14 protein-coding genes are annotated in these 19,266 nt (G+C 39.7%); 13 read left to right on the forward strand and 1 reads right to left on the reverse strand.

Annotated features, from left to right (window positions below):
- The first annotated feature begins 109 nt into the window (after positions 1-109).
- Complete coding sequence (locus tag I7804_RS08480) at positions 110-316, forward strand: hypothetical protein (RefSeq protein ID WP_248402904.1); 207 nt, start codon at positions 110-112, stop codon at positions 314-316.
- 20 nt (positions 317-336) lie between these two features.
- On the opposite strand, the gene I7804_RS08485 is transcribed toward I7804_RS08480, so the two are convergent.
- Positions 337-978 carry a hypothetical protein gene (locus tag I7804_RS08485; RefSeq protein WP_110073931.1) on the reverse strand — a complete coding sequence of 214 codons (642 nt, stop codon included), beginning with the start codon at positions 976-978 and terminating at the stop codon, positions 337-339.
- Positions 979-1,204: 226 nt separating this feature from the next.
- Between I7804_RS08485 and I7804_RS08490 the strand changes: the two genes are divergently transcribed.
- From I7804_RS08490 to I7804_RS19115, 12 genes are all read left to right on the forward strand, one after another.
- A complete protein-coding gene (locus tag I7804_RS08490) occupies positions 1,205-2,539 on the forward strand; it encodes a D-alanyl-D-alanine carboxypeptidase family protein (protein ID WP_248402905.1) in 1,335 nt (444 codons plus the stop codon).
- The gene (locus I7804_RS08495) at positions 2,529-3,341 is read left to right on the forward strand and encodes an NADAR family protein (RefSeq protein ID WP_092045262.1); all 813 of its coding nucleotides are present in this window, start codon (positions 2,529-2,531) and stop codon (positions 3,339-3,341) included. The genes I7804_RS08490 and I7804_RS08495 overlap by 11 nt, the downstream gene beginning before the upstream one ends.
- Before the next feature lie 25 nt (positions 3,342-3,366).
- A complete protein-coding gene (locus tag I7804_RS08500; protein ID WP_022758974.1) occupies positions 3,367-3,573 on the forward strand; it encodes a hypothetical protein in 207 nt (68 codons plus the stop codon).
- A 253-nt stretch (positions 3,574-3,826) separates the two neighbouring features.
- Positions 3,827-5,263: a tetratricopeptide repeat protein gene (locus tag I7804_RS08505; protein WP_022753395.1), complete on the forward strand. Its 1,437-nt coding sequence runs from the start codon at positions 3,827-3,829 to the stop codon at positions 5,261-5,263.
- A gap of 21 nt (positions 5,264-5,284) precedes the next feature.
- On the forward strand, positions 5,285-7,099 hold the full coding sequence (locus I7804_RS08510) for a zinc ribbon domain-containing protein (RefSeq protein ID WP_248402906.1): 1,815 nt from the start codon (positions 5,285-5,287) through the stop codon (positions 7,097-7,099).
- A 12-nt stretch (positions 7,100-7,111) separates the two neighbouring features.
- Entirely contained in the window at positions 7,112-8,284 is a 1,173-nt protein-coding gene (locus tag I7804_RS08515; RefSeq protein ID WP_248402907.1) for a cation diffusion facilitator family transporter, read from the forward strand.
- Between the two features lie 170 nt (positions 8,285-8,454).
- Positions 8,455-10,005: a 2,3-bisphosphoglycerate-independent phosphoglycerate mutase gene (gene gpmI / locus I7804_RS08520; protein WP_248402908.1), complete on the forward strand. Its 1,551-nt coding sequence runs from the start codon at positions 8,455-8,457 to the stop codon at positions 10,003-10,005.
- Between the two features lie 197 nt (positions 10,006-10,202).
- Positions 10,203-12,002, forward strand: coding sequence for an oligoendopeptidase F (gene pepF, locus I7804_RS08525; RefSeq protein ID WP_248402909.1), 1,800 nt, complete (start codon positions 10,203-10,205; stop codon positions 12,000-12,002).
- 490 nt (positions 12,003-12,492) lie between these two features.
- The gene (locus I7804_RS08530; protein ID WP_110073925.1) at positions 12,493-14,721 is read left to right on the forward strand and encodes an ABC transporter substrate-binding protein; all 2,229 of its coding nucleotides are present in this window, start codon (positions 12,493-12,495) and stop codon (positions 14,719-14,721) included.
- A 157-nt stretch (positions 14,722-14,878) separates the two neighbouring features.
- Positions 14,879-16,459 carry an ABC transporter permease gene (locus I7804_RS08535; RefSeq protein WP_248402910.1) on the forward strand — a complete coding sequence of 527 codons (1,581 nt, stop codon included), beginning with the start codon at positions 14,879-14,881 and terminating at the stop codon, positions 16,457-16,459.
- A gap of 53 nt (positions 16,460-16,512) precedes the next feature.
- Entirely contained in the window at positions 16,513-17,493 is a 981-nt protein-coding gene (locus I7804_RS08540) for an ABC transporter permease (RefSeq protein ID WP_022753402.1), read from the forward strand.
- A gap of 15 nt (positions 17,494-17,508) precedes the next feature.
- Entirely contained in the window at positions 17,509-19,260 is a 1,752-nt protein-coding gene (locus tag I7804_RS19115; RefSeq protein WP_092045249.1) for an oligopeptide/dipeptide ABC transporter ATP-binding protein, read from the forward strand.
- Positions 19,261-19,266: the final 6 nt, after the last annotated feature.

The raw sequence follows: 19,266 nt of genomic DNA on the forward strand, positions 1-19,266 counted from the left end.
TTTCTCTATTGACTTTATACTTATATTTTATCATATGAGGTAGATATAGGCTATATGAAAAAAGGAATGGTTAGAAACGAGATATAGTCAAAAAACAGGCAGGTTCATAATGGGTAAACCAAGGAATGATCAATATCAATATAAAAGTAATAATGGAAGATGGGTATCTATAAAAGATAAAGGTAGTATACCAAAAGAAAACCCTGCAGATGGGAGGGCTGCAGGGTTAAAAGAGGACTATGGAAGGAAAGGGTTATTTGGGGGAGGAGTCCTTCCATTGCTACTACATATATCGACACCTCTTTATAAAACTTAACCCCAAATATCAAAAAAAAATTAATTTTTTTCATCCATATGTCTCATGCGCCATATAGCGCTTCCTTCAAGAGACGGAATGTCATGATCTTTGCGAAGTACCGTTACATATGACGGAAGAGTGACTCCACAGCGATATAAAAATTCAATCCAGTGATTTATATCAGGAGGAAGTGCTCTGAATCTTGTATCCGTTTGGAATTTCATATCTCCTGAGAGCTGAATGCAGCTTGCAAAGGAACAGATCATCGTCAGTTCATCGATTGTAAGGTAGTTAAGCTCTGATTTATTATACCTGGCCATAAGAGCCTTAATTATATGTCCACCTGACATGACGTTGGCCTGTTCTATATATGACCAGTCAAGAAGATAGACCTTTTGGAAATTGATTGGATTATCATTGACTTTGATTTCGTCAACCATTGTTCCTGAATCGGTTATTTCTATAGGCCTTGCGCAGGAAGGGCATAATATCCTTCCGACTATTTGGTGGCGAGAACCTTTATTGATATAAAAGTGAGGGAAAAAGTGTCCGCATCCATCGCAGTAAAGCGGGAAAAGTGTAATGTCAAGTTTCATAGAAAGCACTTCGTCTGTCTTGACTAGCTGGATCCTGTTGGGGAATCCGCCACGTGTGCCCGGTATGTAGTAATCAAGTGCCATTTATACAATGCATCTCCTTGTTGTTTTTTTGAAGAAAAAATATCACAATAGTATTTTAATTTTAACATAAATATAAAAGTATAGCTTGCGTGCCTGACTTTTTTTCGATATTTATCGCCATGACTTTCTGGTGAGATTATGTTGTTCACAATTTTGTAATGAATTTTGAGGCAAACTAATGTAAAATATTATCTGAGGGTGAAAAAATTCAGGGAGATTACACAAATTGGGGACTGATAACAGAGATAATATTCATATCAATTCTAAGAATAAAAATAATTATGCCAATGAGTCTTTGCTCAAGCAAGAGATGGATTCGATCTTAAAATATGAAACAGATGAAGAAGAAGTGATCGATGAAGAAGAGCTAAGACTTGAGGAAGAGCATTTTAAAGAATATCAGGCTAGGATTACTAAAAGAATAAACGAGATGAAAGAAGAGCATGACAGGCAGATCTTTCATCGCAATATGATAAAAGCCGGCGCGGCTGTTTTGGCAGTTGTCGTTGTAGGTGTTGTAGCTTTCAATATGATAGGAACCCGCATTCTGGCTCCAAGATCTGTTGATGAAGCTGCAGCGGCTGAGTATTCTTCTGGGGAGACACAGGATGTAGCTACTAATGCCAGTACTCAGACAGCATCAGCAGCAGAAGCATCTACAGAACCTCCAGTTATTGAGGAGAAATACGTGGCCGTTGAGACCGCTGATACGCGGGAATTTGGTCCTGAGATTGTAAGTACCTGCGGCATTTTGATGAATGCCGATTCACTTGAAATTGTATCTGAAAGAAATGCATATGCTAAGATGTATCCTGCATCTATGACCAAAGTCCTCACCCTCCTGGTTGCTGCAGAGAATCTTACACAGGAGCAGCTTGAAGATACATTTGAAATCACTATAGAAATTACAGATTTTAGTTACTCTCACGGCTGCAGCGCCGCGGGTTTTGATGTCGGCGAAGTTGTCAAGGTCAAGGACCTTTTATATGCGCTGATCCTTCCTTCAGGAGCTGATGGAGCTCTAGGACTTGCGTACTATATAGCCGGTTCACAGGAAGCATTTGTTGACATGATGAATGCCAAGCTCGAAGATCTGGGACTAGCTGACACAGCTCACTTTACTAATTGTATAGGTATTTATGATGATGATCATTATTGCACCGCTTATGATATGGCTATAATAATGCGTGCGGCTATGGACAATGAACTGTGCAAAGAGATATTGTCGACACATTATTATGTTACAGGCGGTACCGAGCAACATCCTGATGGGATTGAGCTTTCCAACTGGTTTTTGCGAAGGATCGAAGATAATGATGAAGGAATAAATGTAGTATGTGGTAAGACAGGTTTTGTAAATCAGTCCGGAAGCTGCGCAGTAAGCTATGCAGAGAGTGAAAACGGTGAACCATATATTCTTTGTACAGGCAATTCCAGCAGCTCCTGGCAGTGTATAGGTGATCAGACCATTCTGTATGCAGATGCTATGCAGGATGATAATATGACAGGTTATTCCGTATCAGCAGCGGAGTCGAATTCAGGAGGAATAGATGAAGAGTGACAACTTGGTCTGTTTTTATCGTGAGAACGATGCATATGGAGAACTAAGTAATTGGATCAATGCTCCTTTTAAATACGCAGGTATTCAATATCAGTCATCACTTCAATTTATCATGCTACATAAAGTTATGATGTTCGGACAGCGTCAGATAGGTCAGAAGATCATGCAGGAGACATCTCCGGAAGAGATCAAGAAACTGGCTACCAAATTCGAAGGCTACAGAGATATGCTTTGGGATGTTACCTGTGAAGGAGTTGCCTACAGAGGAATCAGAGCCAAATTTCAGCAGAACCCTCAAATGGCGGAGAAGCTTCTTGCTACAGGTAATAAGGTCATAGCTTTTTGTTCACCACTTGATCAAAGCTGGGGAACAGGTATATCGCTAAGTCAGCCGGATGCTTATGAACCTGCCAAATGGAAAGGCAGGAACAGGCTTGGCAGAGTCCTTATGGATGTAAGATCCTGGCTAAGGCTGAGTGTTCTGGCTACAGGAGGAATCCTTCCTTACATCGATATCAAAGAAGGTACTACGATTCCGGAATTTAGGATGACTCCGGGTGAACTTCAGATGATACCTGATTTTACCAGAGCTATTCAGACTTATATTCTGTCACTGCCTGACCAGCATGCCAAGGATACATGTCTTTGGTCTTTTGAGATGGGAAGACTTGATGCCAATATTGCATCTCTTCCTAGGGTGGGATTACTTGAAATGAAGCAGGAAGTCTTTGATAATGCAAGACTTAGATCTATAGTAGAGCAAAAAACACGTCCTGCGGGCGAAGAGATTTTGCCGGAATAAAAACTATTACGGGGAGGACTGGCTTATGGTTACAGAAAGAAAACGTGAGATCATCGAAAAATATGAGGTGCTTCTGGATAAGGCGCTAAAAGAAGATCCTGAGAAAGGACATGACAGCTGCTATCACGATTTCAAAAAAGAATGCAGTGATAACGGTTATGTTGGAGAACTTCAGCAGCAGATGTGGCAGTCCATTGTTAAACGTGTAGGTATAAATAACAGAAAAAAATGACTTCCAGTTCTATAAGAAAGGGGCCACACAGAGGCTTTTAGAAAACCTCTTTGCGGCCTTTATTTTTTAGAGAAAATAATGGAATAAAATTCTACCTAAATGCATTCTGTCGTGTAAAAAGTGTATTCTGTCGGAAAAATATTGCGAACTTGAAAATGGATGATAGTATATAAATATCTCCGGAACACATATTTCTTTTTACATGATGTGGTAGAATAATCATATTACGCTAAGGATAACCGGAGGAGACAGCATGAGAATTCAAAAGATCAGACTGATTTCAAAAAAGCTCGGGCAGTATTCATCTGCACTTAGAGAAGAGTCAGAACAAAAGCTCACAATTTCTAATTCGGGAAGATTGTGGTTTACAGCCTATTCCGGAAGAGATGATGAGGATCAGGATTATTCTGCTGTAAGAAAACTTGGTGCAAGTATTGGAAAAGAACTTGCGGTAGAAATTCTGGAATATGTTAATGACGTATTCTACGGAAGAAAAGAAGGTAAATATATCTCAGATGACAGCGGAAGTTTTGAACTTATAATTACAGACACCAAGGGCAACAATTATATATACGGCGGCGAGCTTTCCAGAAACGCAGACAGGATAATCTCAAATCTGTCTGTTAAGTTAAGAGAACTTATTCCTATCGATAATCTCTTCCTTTTTGATGGAGGTGAGCTGCAGCCGGGTGAGAAGACTAGCGTCCGTTATTGTTATTGCAGCGTAGAACCTAAAGGCATGACAACCAATTATTTTTATATCAGCGATTTTGGACTTCTTCAGTCCGGATCTTTTGTAGAAATACCTTTTGGTAAAAAGAACACTATCATGAAAGGCACAGTTATAAGCAGTAATTATTTCGAAGGTGAAGATGTTCCTTTTGCGGTAGAGCTAACCAAGCATATCATTAGAGAAATAAGTCAGGATGAGTTTGAAAATACTGATGAACTCAATGATAATCTATCAAGAGAAGATCAGGACGATCTTGATGAGGTTGAAGAACTTATCGAGAATGAGAATTACGATGGAATGTATCAATGGGCATTTGAGCATCATGAGCGCGACGATGTTCAGCAGATCATGGCCAAGGTAGTTCAGTGTTACGAAGAATGTGTCAGACAGAATATGCCAGTTGCAGCTCTTAATCTTGGTACGTTATATTATGAAGGACGCTATGTCAGACAGGATTATCAGAAGGCGTTTGAACTTTATAAGATAGCTGCCGATGCCGGTGAGCCAAGGGCGATCAGCAATCTTGGATATTGCTATTATTATGGAAGACATCAGGAAGTTGATTATGAGAAGGCATATGAATATTTTCTCAAGGGAGCACTTCTTTTTGATGATGCCAATTGCCTTTTTAAACTTGGAGATATGTATCTTCAGGGATATCATGTTGAGAAGAATGAAAGATATGCATACCTTATGTATGAACGCGCCATGTTTGAATGCTATGGCGATGACGGAAGACCTGATCCGATAATACCTGATATCATGCAGAAGATGGGACAATGTTATCTGTATGGAATCGGAATATCGCCGGATGTACCAAAAGCACTTACATTGCTTAATAATGCCTTAACAGGCTTTTATTATAGGAAAAAAGATGATCCGAATGCAGTACAGCTTATTGCTGAAACAAAAAAATGCATCGAAGATGCTGAAAAAATATTGGATTCGGAGGAGTAAAAAAGCGAGGGAAAGAGAATTATGTATTGTGGAAAATGCGGAAAGATAGTAGCTGATTCAGCTAAATTCTGCCCATATTGCGGTGAATTATTTAATAAAAACACAGAGCAGAACAAAACTGATAATCCTGGTACAAGTACTGAACAGGTGGCTGCCGGATCATATCAGGCTATGAATGCTGGGAATTCGAAAGTCACATATCAGGCGCAAAGCACTTATCAGGCAACAGGTTCCTATAATGCACAAAATTCATATAACACACAGAATTCTTATCAGTCACAGAATATGTACCAGAATCAGTACAATCAGGGCTATCAGCAGCCTGGTCCGCAGATGCAGGGTGGCTATGGACAGGAGCCTCCTAAGAAGAAAAAGAGTCATAAAGGACTTGTGATTGGTCTTGCCACTATACTCGTTTTGACAGGAGTAGGCGGAGCCGGTGGTTATAAATATCTTCAGAAGACTCACGAAGAAGCTTATCAGAAAGCTATAGAAGAAGCTAAACAGGCTTATGCAGATAAAGATTATGAAAAAGCAGTGAGCAGTTATCAGAGCGCACTTGATATTAAGGGTGAAGATGAAACTGCAAAGCTTGGACTTGATGAATCAAATGCAATGCTTAAGATAGATTCTGCTACAAAGAAGCTTGCAGGACTTTCTTCATATGATGCTACTGTTAATTATGAGATGAGTATCAATGTAGAAGATGCTACAGACGGAAGATCTTATAATCTTACACAGTCTTCTGAGATGACAGCATCCAACATAACAGGTGAAGATGGTAATACTATCGCCTATGTAACCGGAGATCTTATAACTTCTGCAGATGATAATGGCAATGAGAGTAATCAGTCTTATGAGATTTATATTACCAGAAGCGGCAGTGTTGAGACCAGTTACTCATATACAGAATCAACGGGATGGGGCGGTGAGCTCTCCACAGGTGCTACCGGCGGATCTTCTGTTGTACTTGGCGATATAGCTTCACTTTCTTATTCTTTTGACAAAGATAAAGAAAGCGACGATTACTATGTATTTACTGCTGCTAACGTAAATGCAGAAAAATGTTCATTTTTAACCAATTTCTGCAGCATAAGCGATAAGGCTACAGACGCAGGATCACAGAAGATGGATGTATCGCTCTATCTGAGCCGTGAGGATGGCAAGATATCCAAGATAGAGATATCATATCCTAATCTGTCCATGGCTGATGTTAATACTTACTACTGCAATTATAGTGGAAAGAGCCTTTCTATCTCACTTGAAAGGCTTACATACACAGTTAAGATAACAGAATGGGATTCTGATGAGACATTATCATTACCTTCAGATGCAGTAGATGCCCTTTCTATTGGCGGCGGTCTCCAGACAGCAGTAGCATTTTCTACTGAGCCAACAGAGTATCTTGGAATAAATATGGTTGATACAACTTTCAATGATGCAAGCTTCCAGGTACCTGCTTCATGGACCAAATATGATTCTACAAGCACAGCTCAGGATTATCTGCTCAATACTGATGGAACAGCTTATGTAAGTCTTGCTTACATTGATAAGTCATACTTCAGATCTAACTCTGACTCCAAAAACATGGAGGCTATTCTTGAGAGCATCACAGATGGTGTAGAAGTATCAGAACCTGTAGATGTTACAATTGATGGAGAGGATGCACTTAGATTTGGAATTACAGCTAGTGGCAGTAGTGCTTCTATCAATGGAGTTATATATGTAGTTCCTTGCGGAGACGGATATATGGTTATCGAGTACGTTATGTATAGCGGAGTCGAGAATATCTGGCAGAGTCAGTTCAATGCATTCATAGATAGTATTGATGTATAAGGGATAAAAGATATGATTCAGTTTCTGGCTGGAATATGTATCAAAGATCATAAGAATTATAACGATGCGAATGTGCGCCGTCAGTATGGTATACTGTGCGGCGCCTTTGGCGTTGTATTAAATATCATCCTTGTGGTGATCAAATCAGTAGCTGCCCTTATGGCAGGTTCTGTATCAATCCTGGCAGATGCAGCCAATAACTTATCTGATGCTCAGACATCCATAGTTACGATCATAGGCTTTAAACTTGCATCGCAAAAACCTGATAAGAAGCATCCTTTTGGTCATGGCAGAATAGAATATGTTGCAGGACTTATTGTCGCATTCTTTATATTCGGTATGGCGATAGAGCTTTTAAGGACATCTGTCAAAAAGATACTCGCTCCGGAGAGAACTGAATTTAACCTGGTCATAGCTGGTATACTGATTGTATCTATACTGATCAAGTTGTATATGTTTGTATATAATAAGGACCTTGGCAAAAAGATATCATCAGCTGTTCTTGTGAATAACGCAAAAGACAGCATATCTGATGTTGTATCTACCAGCGTGGTCCTTTTTTCATCATTTATAAGTAATGCTTTTGATATAAGTTTAGATGGCTATGCCGGAACTTTGGTTGCGTGTTTTATCTTCTATCAGGCGTTTGAAGCTACAAGAGATACGATATCTCCTTTGCTGGGAGAAGCTCCTTCTGAAGAAATGATAAAGAGTATAGAACAGGATGTTCTTCAATATGACAAGATTCTGGGAGTTCATGATATTGTCGTACATAATTATGGTCCCAGCATGACGATGATGTCTCTTCATGTCGAAATCTCTTCTGACGGAACTCTTCTTGAAGCTCATGATCTTGTGGATGAGATAGAGCAGTTTCTTAACAACAAGTATTCATGCAGCAGTGTCATACATGTTGATCCGGTTGATTTCCATAACGAGGAAGTCTGGCTTATGAGAGAGAAGATAGCCGGACGTATCAGAGCCCTTGGACCGGATATACAATTTCATGATTTTAGGATAATCCACCATGGCGTTCAGAAGATCATAGCATTTGACATAGTTGTGCCTTTTGATTATGACGCTTCAGATGACGAAGTCAGAGAATTTGCAAAGCGCAGCTGTATGGAGATGTATCCGGGATATGATACGGAAGTGACAGTTGACAAAGCAGAGATACTTCGCTGATCAAAGAGAGGCAAAGAGCAATACTATACAGTAAATATTTATTCTTGTAATAAATGCTTGTTCTGTCGTATTATATAAAATGCAAATATATTGAATTTTCATGTCTTGACCGATGAATAAGACAGAGATTTCATTTTAGTAGTTGTAAATAGATAATGGAGGTTTTATAAATGAGAGGTTCTAAACCAACACTTCTTTTGATTCTTGATGGCTTTGGTCTTAATGACAACCCTGAAGGTAACGCTATTGCCATGGCCAATACACCCAATCTTGACAGACTTATGAAAGAGTATCCCTATGTAAAAGGAAATGCCAGCGGACTTGCAGTTGGTCTTCCTGATGGACAGATGGGTAACTCTGAAGTAGGTCACATGAACATGGGCGCAGGCCGTATCGTATATCAGGAGCTTACAAGAATTACAAAGTCTATAGAAGATGGCGATTTCTTTGAGAATGAAGCACTTCTTGATGCTGTTAATAATTGCAAAGCCAATGACAGTGCACTTCACATGTTCGGTCTTGTATCCGATGGAGGCGTACACAGCCACATCACACACATCTACGGACTTCTTGAACTTGCTAAGAGAAATGGTCTTAAGAAAGTATATGTTCACTGCTTCCTTGACGGACGTGATACACCTCCGGAAAGCGGAATAGATTTCGTACAGCAGCTTGAAGATAAGATGAAGGAACTTGGAGTAGGTGAGATCGCATCTCTTTCAGGTCGTTACTATGCTATGGATAGAGATAACAACTATGATCGTGTTGTTATCGCATATGATGCACTTACAAAGGGCGAGGGCCAGAAGGCTTCAAGTGCTCACGAAGGAATGCAACAGTCCTATGACAATGGTAAGACTGATGAATTCGTAGTACCTACAGTAATCATGAAGGATGGTCAGCCTGTTGCAACTATCAAGGACAATGATTCTGTTGTATTCTTCAACTTCCGTCCTGACAGAGCAAGAGAGATGACACACTGCTTCTGCGATGATACATTTGATAAGTTCGATCGTGGCGCAAGACTTAATACCAAGTTTGTATGCTTCACAGATTATGATCCGCTTATTGCTAATAAAGAGATTGCATTCAAGAAAGTTCTCCTTACTAATACATTCGGAGAATGGCTTGCAAATAAGGGACTCAAGCAGGCTCGTATCGCCGAGACTGAGAAGTATGCTCACGTAACATTCTTCTTCAACGGCGGCGTAGAAGAGCCTAACCAGGGCGAGGACAGAGTACTTGTAAACAGCCCTAAGGATGTACCTACATATGATCTTAAGCCTCAGATGAGCGCACCTGAAGTTTGCGATAAGCTTCTTGATGCTATTAATTCTCAGAACTATGATGTTATCGTCTGCAACTTCGCTAACCCTGATATGGTAGGTCATACAGGTGTTATTCCTGCAGCAGTTAAGGCTGTAGAGACAGTTGATGAGTGCGTAGGCAAGATCTATGATGCTATTATCAAGACAGGTGGAACTATGTTCATCTGTGCTGATCATGGTAACGCTGATATGATGATCGATTATGAGACAGGAGAGCCATGGACAGCTCATACAACTAATCCTGTTCCGTTCATCCTTGTTAACTATGACCCTGCATATACACTTAGAGAGAATGGCTGTCTTGCAGACATCATTCCTACTCTTATAGAGTGCATGGGCGAGGAGCAGCCTGCAGAGATGACAGGTAAGAGCCTTCTTGTTAAGAAAGACTGATAGTATTTAAGCAACTGATAAGCCACACCGGGATAGCTATATTCCGGTGTGGCTATTTTGATGTCATAAGACCTGTTTTAAAATATTCGCTAAAGAAGTCAATTTTTAATAAATACTGAATTGACTTATGTATATATACTGCAACATAATAATTATCAGGTTGTTATAGAATTGTAAAAATTTAGAAAGAGGACAGTATGGAAGAAAAGAAAATACTTAAAAGAGAAGAAGTTCCGGTAGAATATACCTGGAATCTTGAAGACCTGTACAAAACACCTGCTGATTGGGATAAGGATTATGAAAAGGCAGGAAAGCTTGCAGAAGAGATCGCAGCTTTTCAGGGACATATAGGAGAAAGCGCAGACAGCCTTGTAGCATGGTTTAAAAAGGCTGATGAGGCAGAGCTTCTTTTGTCATCTATATATTCATATGCATCACTTGCTGCAGATCAGGACCTTGGCAACAATGAGAATCAGGCCAGAAAAGGTAAAGCAGTTGGTCTTCTTGTATCTATACAGAGTGCATCAGCTTTTGGTGATACAGAGATAATGGATATAGAAGATGATAAGCTTGATGCTTACTTTAAAGAGAATCAGGATCTTGAAGTTTATCGTCTTGCTATAGACCGTATAAGAAAAAAGAAAGAGCATATGCTCTCAGCAGCTGAAGAAAAGCTCCTTGCAGCAACAGGAGAGATGTCAGAAGGACCTTCTAACATTGGATCTATTTTTAGAAATGCAGATCTTAAATTCCCTAAGGTCAAAGATGGTAAGGGAGAAGAACATGACCTGACACAGGGCACCTATATCTCATACATGGAAAGTACAGATCGCGAATTCAGGAAGAATACCTTCAAGACTTTCTATGATACATGGAAGAGTCATGAATCTCTTTCTGCAACTATTCTTGATGCTCATTACAAGCAGCAGACATTCTATGCAAATGCAAGAAAGTATGAGAATAACCTTGAAGCAGCTCTTGACAGAACAGAAGTTCCTGTAAGCGTATACCATAATCTTATTGATACAGTACACAAACATATGGGATCAATGTATCGTTATATGGATCTTCGTAAGAAGCTTATGGGAGTTGATGAGCTTCATATGTACGACCTTTATAATTCTATCGTACCTGATGCTGAAGAGAAGATCACATATGAACAGGCTAAAGAAGCTGTATTTGAGGCGATCAAACCTCTTGGAGAAGATTATGCCAAGGTTGTGAAGACAGCTTATGATAACCGCTGGATTGATGTATACGAGAATGAAGGTAAGAGAAGCGGAGCATACTCTTCAGGCGGAGCAAGACCTCACCCTTATATACTTCTTAACCACAAGGATAATCTTAACAGTCAGTTCACACTTATTCATGAGACAGGTCATACAATGCACAGCTATCTGTCTATGAAGAATCAGCCGGTAGTATATTCAGATTATGTTATCTTCGTTGCAGAAGTTGCTTCTACATGCAATGAAGTTCTTATGATGAAGAATCTTCTTACAAAGACAACAGACAAAAAGAAGAGAATGTATCTTCTTAACTACTTCATGGAGCAGTTCCGTACTACATTGTATCGCCAGACTATGTTTGCTGAGTTTGAACTTAAGCTCAATGAACTCGTAGAACAGGGTAATACGCTCACCGCGGACACTCTTAACAAGATGTATTATGACCTTAATAAGCTCTACTATGGAGAAAACATGGTAGTTGACGAAGAGATAGCTTCCGAATGGGCAAGAATCCCGCATTTCTTCTACAACTATTATGTATATCAGTATGCTACAGGATTCTCAGCTGCTATTGCACTTGCTACCAAGATTCTTAAAGAAGGCGAAAGTGCTGTTAAGGATTACCTTAAGTTCCTGTCATCAGGATCAAGCACAGATCCGATCAGCCTTTTGAAGATCGCAGGAGTTGATATGTCAACACCGGCGCCTATAGAAGAAGCTCTGGATCAGTTTGATGCGCTTATTTCTGAGATGGAAGAGCTTGCATAATTCCTAGTAAGGCGGTATTATTTATATAATTAGAATACTGCTTGATTTAATCGAGTGCATAAAGTGACGAATATCCACACTTCCGATGGAAACTGATGATTTTTTCAAAAATATTTTGTGTGCGTAGGACGTACATTTGTCCGCCATACAAGTGGAAACGTTGATAAAAATTACGATTTCTGTATTGACAAAAATTAATATGTCTGTAAAATAAAGGAAGTTGATGTAACACAGTGCGCGCATCGAATGAGGCTCTGACTTGTAGTTTATATGGGAGCTGAAATTTCATAATTTTGAAATGCTAACGATGACGTTAAATTGACTTTCTTTAATTATAAGAAGAATTTAACGTCATTTTCTATTTTAAGGTTATGCTCTGATGCACTAAAGCGCCAACTTGTTAAACAACAAGGGGATGTAGCCTCATAGAGGATTACATAAACAATTACCGAATCTAATAATAGAAGAGGAATAAAAGGAGGAAGGAATTATGAAAAGATCTAAAGTCGTTGCACTGCTTCTCACAGCTGGAATGACAGTGTCTTCAGTAGCCTGCGGTGGTTCTGGTAACACAACCGAGAACACAGGTTCTGATAACACTCAGCAGACATCCGGTACAGAGAATACAGATGGTAAGACAACAGATGGTGAGACAGGAGAAAGCACAGAAGAAGCTGTAGACGAGTCTTCAATGGATTATGATGAGCTTTCTGAGTATGTTTACAACCAGATCCTGGGTGAGTTCTATGAAACTTATGAAGCTGCTCAGGCAGAAGAAGACAAGAATGTAGCATGGGCACTTGATGCTGTAGCAGAAGCTAAGCTTCTCGAGTCAGGTGTATTCATTCCATTCTCATCACGTGGCGGTATGTATGCTATCAGCCGTGTAGCTCCTTATACAGTATGTCCTACACTTTGGGGCAATGATGAAAGCCGTTACCATAATGCTGTAGTAACTTCTGACCTTATCAAGGCTGAAGATTATATGGCAATGAGAGAGAAGTATGCTGAGCTCAAGGGCACAGGCGAGTATGAGTCCTGGGTTAAGTCATTTCTTGAAGAAAAGGGATATACAATCACAGATGAGTATAAATATCCTAGCTCATCTGACCCTACAACTTGGGATGTACTCAGCACTTCAAGACAGGCTGATACAAGAGCTCTTGTTCATACATATGACGGACTTATGGAATATGACGGAGAAGGCACACAGCAGCCTGCACTTGCAACAGATTATGAAGTTTCTGATGACGGACTTACATATACATTCCACATCCGTGAAGGTGTTAAGTGGGTTGATTCTCAGGGACGTGAAGTTGGCGATGTTACTGCTGACGACTTCGTAGCTGGTATGCAGCACATGATGGATGCCATGGGCGGTCTTGAGTACCTTGTTCAGGACGTAATCGTTGGTGCGGATGCTTATATCAATGGTGAGACAACAGATTTCTCAACAGTTGGTGTTAAGGCAGTTGATGATTATACACTTGAGTATGACCTTGTTGCTCCTTGCACATACTTTAACACTATGTTAAGCTATAGCGTGTTCGCTCCTCTTAATCGTTCTTACTACGAATCATGCGGTGGTAAGTTCGGTGATGAGTTCGATTCTTCAGCTTCTGACTATACATATGGTACAGACGCTGACCACATCGCTTATTGCGGACCATACCTTATAACTAACTTTACAGCTAAGAATACTATTACATTCAAGGCTAACTCTTCATATTGGAATAAGGATAACATCAATATCCAGACTATTTACTTCCTTTACAATGATGGAACAGATGCTACTAAGGCATACAATGATGCTAAGGCTGGTACAATTTCAGGATGCACTCTTTCAACAGCAGCTCTTGAAGCAGCTAAGAATGATGGCCTTTATGATGATTATGCATATGTCAGCCTTACAGATGCTACATCTTTCGTAGGTTTCATGAATGTTAACCGTGCAGCATTTGCTAATACTAACGATGCTACAGCTGCTAAGTCAACTCAGACAGAAGAGGACGCTGCAAGAACAAAGGCTGCTATGCGTAACCAGGAGTTCAGACTTGCACTTCTTCAGTCAATTGACAGAGGTACATACAACGCTCAGACTAACGGCGATGACCTTAAGTACAATTCACTTATCAACACATACACACCTGGTAACTTCGTACAGCTTGAAGAGGATGTAACAATCGCTATCAACGGAACAGATACAACATTCCCTGCTGGAACATACTATGGTGAGATCGTACAGGCACAGCTTGATGCTGATGGCGTTAATGCTAAGGTTTGGGATCCTGAAGCAAATGATGGACTTGGTTCTTCATCAGGTTTCGATGGATGGTACAATAAGGATGCAGCAGTTGAACACCTCAATAAGGCTGTAGAAGAGCTTGCAGCTCAGGGCGTAGAAGTTAGCGCTGAGAATCCTATTCTGGTAGATTATCCTTACTTTGAAGCTAGTGAAATATATGCTAACAGAGCTAACGCTTTCAAGAAGTCTGTAGAGGATGCACTTGGCGGAGCTGTTGTTGTTAATCTTGTAGCTTGTGCAACATCTGATGACTGGTACTATGCAGGATATTACACAGACCTTGGTTCAGATGCTAACTATGATATCTATGATGTATCAGGTTGGGGCCCTGACTATGGTGATCCTAAGACATACCTTGACACAATGCTTCCTGATTATGCAGGTTACATGGTTAAGTGCTTTGGTATCTACTAATTAGATAGTTAAAAAGTTTTATAAGTATTAAACATTATAAGCAGGAGAATGGGCTCATGCTCGTTCTCCTGACTTTGATGTAATATAGACTGGTAAGTAATTATGAAGATGTAACGTATTCTTCTATCACATGACCGGTCGTCTGGAGTGAAGGACTATGCTAAAATATTTGATCAAACGATTATTACATGGACTGTTTTCTATAGTTGTAGTTATAGGAATAGTTATGCTGCTGATCTATTCATTAATGGATCGTCAGCTTATTTTTGCTGCTGATTCTGTATATCAGAATCTTGGTAATAACCAGAAGAAGCAGTACATGTATCGTATGTGGGAGAACTACGGTTACATTGACTATGTTACTTATGAAGAGTACATAGCTTCACTTGTTGCAAGTGGAGAACTTGATTCATCAGAACTTGAAAAGATTCAGGACCTTGGTAAAAAGGCAGAAGATGATTCTGAAACAGTTGCTGAGTATGTTAAGAAGTTTTCAGAGTATTATGAATCTAAAGGTTATACAATTGTCAGACTTGATGCTATAACCATCAAGAAAGGTAGAAAATATGCAGATGGCGGGCAGGAAGCCCTCTTTGCATACAGAGACAAGCCTCTTTTAACACGTTTAACAGGCTATTTTACAGGAATTGTTGATATTGACAGCATTCATTATGTTGATGATTCAATTGATATTGGAAAACGTGGAATAAGCTTTACACTGCATGATCCGGCATATGGCGGAGAGAAGTTCTCACCGGCACTTATCGGAAATGGTACTAAATATAAGTACTTACTTTACTTTGATAATAATTTCCCGTATATTCACCAGAACCTTATCAAGATAAGTCTTGGTAAATCATATACAGTAAATGCGGGAATTGATGTATTTGATACAATGACACAGTCACAGGGATCTTACGTATCATCAGAAGTAACTTTCCCTTCTGGTGTTGTAGAAGCTTCAGCTGATGACCTTCATACAGCTACATATGTAAAGGGATCACTTGCTTCAAGTACGCTTAACCAAAGGCTCTTTGTAGATGACTATACTAATGTATCTACAGTTAAGAACGGTCTTTCAAAAATTGGTTATTCATTTGTTATTGGTCTTATCTCAAGTATCATTGCATATGTACTTGGTGTTTCCCTTGGTATTGCTATGGCAAGACATAAGGATAAAGCTATTGATAAGATCGGAACTATTTATATAGTATTTGCTATTGCAGTTCCTTCGCTTGCTTATATCTTCATGGTTAAGGCTATTGGTGGTAGTGCAGGACTTCCTACAACATTTGATATGGAATCCACAAGTAAGCTCATGTACGTACTTCCTATCATCTCACTTTCGATTAAGAGTATTGCAGATCTTATGAAGTGGCTTAGAAGATACATGATCGATCAGCAGAACTCAGACTATGTTAAGTTTGCTAAGGCGTGTGGTCTTACAGACAATGAGATATTCAGAAAACACATTTTCAAAAATGCGGTTATTCCGATAATTCATGGAATTCCGGGAACTATCCTTACAGCACTTGTTGGTGCGATCATTACTGAGAAGGTATATGTTGTTCCCGGTGCAGGTAATCTTCTTGTAGAAGCGATTGCCAAGTATGATAACGGCGTAATTGTCGGTGTTACTTTGTTCTATACAGCACTTGGTATTACATCAGTAATACTTGGAGATATCCTTATGGCTATGTTCGATCCGAGAATCTCATTCTCAGATAAGGCTAGATAAGAAGTGGCTATAACTAAAAAAATGCGGTACTGCCGCTTGGAAATGAGGAAATTATGTCTGATAAATTTGAATTAACAGATGATTTGGAAGGCATGTCTGAAGAAGAGCTGTTTTCTTTTGATACGCATGATAAATCAGAAGCAGAGAAGATCACAGCACCTAGATATTCTTATTGGAAATCAGTGTTTCGTGTATTCTTTAAAAAGAAGATCAATATTATAATGCTTGCAGTATTACTTATTCTTATACTGTTTGCTTATATCTATCCTATGTTTTCAGGATATGATAAGTTTGCAAATATTACAGATGCTTCAATGAAGCATCTTACACCATCAGCATCTATTGCCAAGAACGGATTTAGTATTCATGAGATACTTGGCCGTGGTGGTTCAGGTGAATCTACTTTTGATGCTGTATGGAACGGCGCAAGAATTTCTATTTCATTCGCCTTCTCATGTGCGATCATTAATATGACACTTGGTGTTATCATTGGTGCTATTTGGGGATTCTCCAAGAAATTTGATCTGATCATGACAGAGGTTTATAACATTGTTGGTAATGTGCCACTTACATTGGTAGTATCAGTACTTGTACTTGTAATGTCATCAAGTTTCGGAACTATGGTTTTTGCCATGACAGTAACCGGATGGCTCTTTATAGCCTACTTTTTCAGAACGCAGGTTATCATCATCCGTGACAGAGAGTACAATCTTGCATCACGTTGTCTTGGAACATCAATCTTTAAGATTGCTATCAGGAACATCCTGCCTTTCATGACATCTATCATCGTAACACTTGCTGCAGCTGAGATACCTTCATATATCTCTTACGAGGTATTCCTTTCATACATCGGAATGGGTATGGCTGATATGTCACTTGGTAAGCTTATATACCAGTATGAAAGCTCAATGGCTATTTCAGGATGGCAGTTCGAATTCTGGAGCCCGGTAATAGTAGTATCGATCATCACAGTTGTGCTCTATGTAGTAGGACAGAATCTTGGTGATGCTTCAGATCCTAGAACACATATGTAAGGGGATAGATAGAAAATGGCAGAAGATAAGAAAGTATTATTGTCAGTCAAAGACCTGGTTGTTAAGTTCCATGTTAGAGGCCGTATACTGACTGCAATAAGAGGAATTTCATTAGATATATATGAAGGCGAATCAATCGCAATCGTAGGTGAGTCCGGTTCAGGTAAGTCTGTATTTACTAAGACTTTTGCAGGCATGCTTGATAGCAATGGATTTATAGATAAGGGTGAGATCATTTATAATGACCTTGAGCTTGCTGATACCAAGGTTTCTTATAATGCATTTGCTCACAAGATGATCAAGAAATATCAGGCCAAACTTGATGATTGTTCAGGACTTGAGTTTGGAGCTGAGACTTATAAGAAGATCAGAGCTCTTGAAAAAGAAAAGGCCGCAAGAATGGACCTTAACGAAGAAGAGCGCGAGAAGATAGCTAATAAGCTTGATACTCTTAAGTATGAGCGTACAGAGATCTTCAATAAGCGTCAGACATATAATCCTAAGACTGAGAAGCATCTCATAAAGGAAGCTACTCAGAAGATCAAGGATTATGATGCTCAGATTGCTGAACTTAAGCTGAAGAAAGAAGAAGCTATCAGAAAGCATAAGGCTGAATTTGAAGCTGATACTAAAGCTAAGGAATATTACAGCACAGAACTTTCAAAGCTTAAGGCTCAGTATCATGAGGAAATCTCTAAGCCTGTTACGCAGGAGCAGAAGAAGAGAAATGAAGTCCTCGCCAAGGAGATGTATCTCTCAGGTGGACGTTATGGCTACTACAGAGCTTATAAGCTTATGGGCGGCCTTTTCGAAGCTCTTAAGAAGGCTATGAAGATGGGTGTTGATCTTGACAATGAAGATCAGCGCAATCAGGTATTTGATACAGTTGCATTCCATGTACGTTATGTTGATGAGACAGAGGATACACTTCACGGCGTAGCTATCCTTAATATTGCTGACGTTAAGGAGAAAGAAGACTGGGCACAGATCAGAGGTAATAAGATCGCTACAGTATTCCAGGATCCTATGACATCTCTTAACCCGATCATTACTATCGGTAAGCAGATATCGTCAATCATCATGAAGCACCAGAAGTGTTCAGAGGCTGAGGCTCGTGTCAGAGCTCTTACACTTATGAAGAAGGTTGGTATCCCGAATGCTGAGAGCCGTTTTGATGACTATCCGTTCGAGTATTCAGGTGGTATGAGACAGCGTATCGTAATCGCTATCGCACTTTCCTGCCAGCCCAAGATACTTATCTGTGATGAGCCTACAACAGCTCTTGATGTTACTATTCAGGCACAGATCCTGCAGCTTCTTAAAGATCTGCAGAAAGAGTTCCATTATACAATAGTATTCATCACACATGACCTTGGCGTTGTTGCTAATATAGCTGATCGTGTAGCTGTTCTCTATGCAGGACAGATTGTAGAGTATGGTACTGTAGATGAGGTATTCTATGATCCTCACCATCCGTATACATGGGCACTACTTTCATCACTTCCACAGCTGGCTAAGCCTAATGAAGAGTTGTTCTCTATCACAGGAACTCCTCCGTCACTTTATAATGATATACAGGGCGATCCATTCGCACCTCGTAACCAGTATGCTTTGAAGATTGATTCAATTAAGGAACCGCCTATGTTCAAAGTAACTGATACTCATTATGCCAAGACATGGCTTCTTGATCCTCGTTCACCTAAGGTTGAAAAGCCCAAAGCAATAGGTAACATTCATGAGACGCTGATCAAGGCATTCAATATCTAATAGATG

Origin of the sequence: Butyrivibrio fibrisolvens, from assembly GCF_023206215.1 — a bacterium.
GTDB lineage: Bacteria > Bacillota > Clostridia > Lachnospirales > Lachnospiraceae > Butyrivibrio > Butyrivibrio fibrisolvens_C.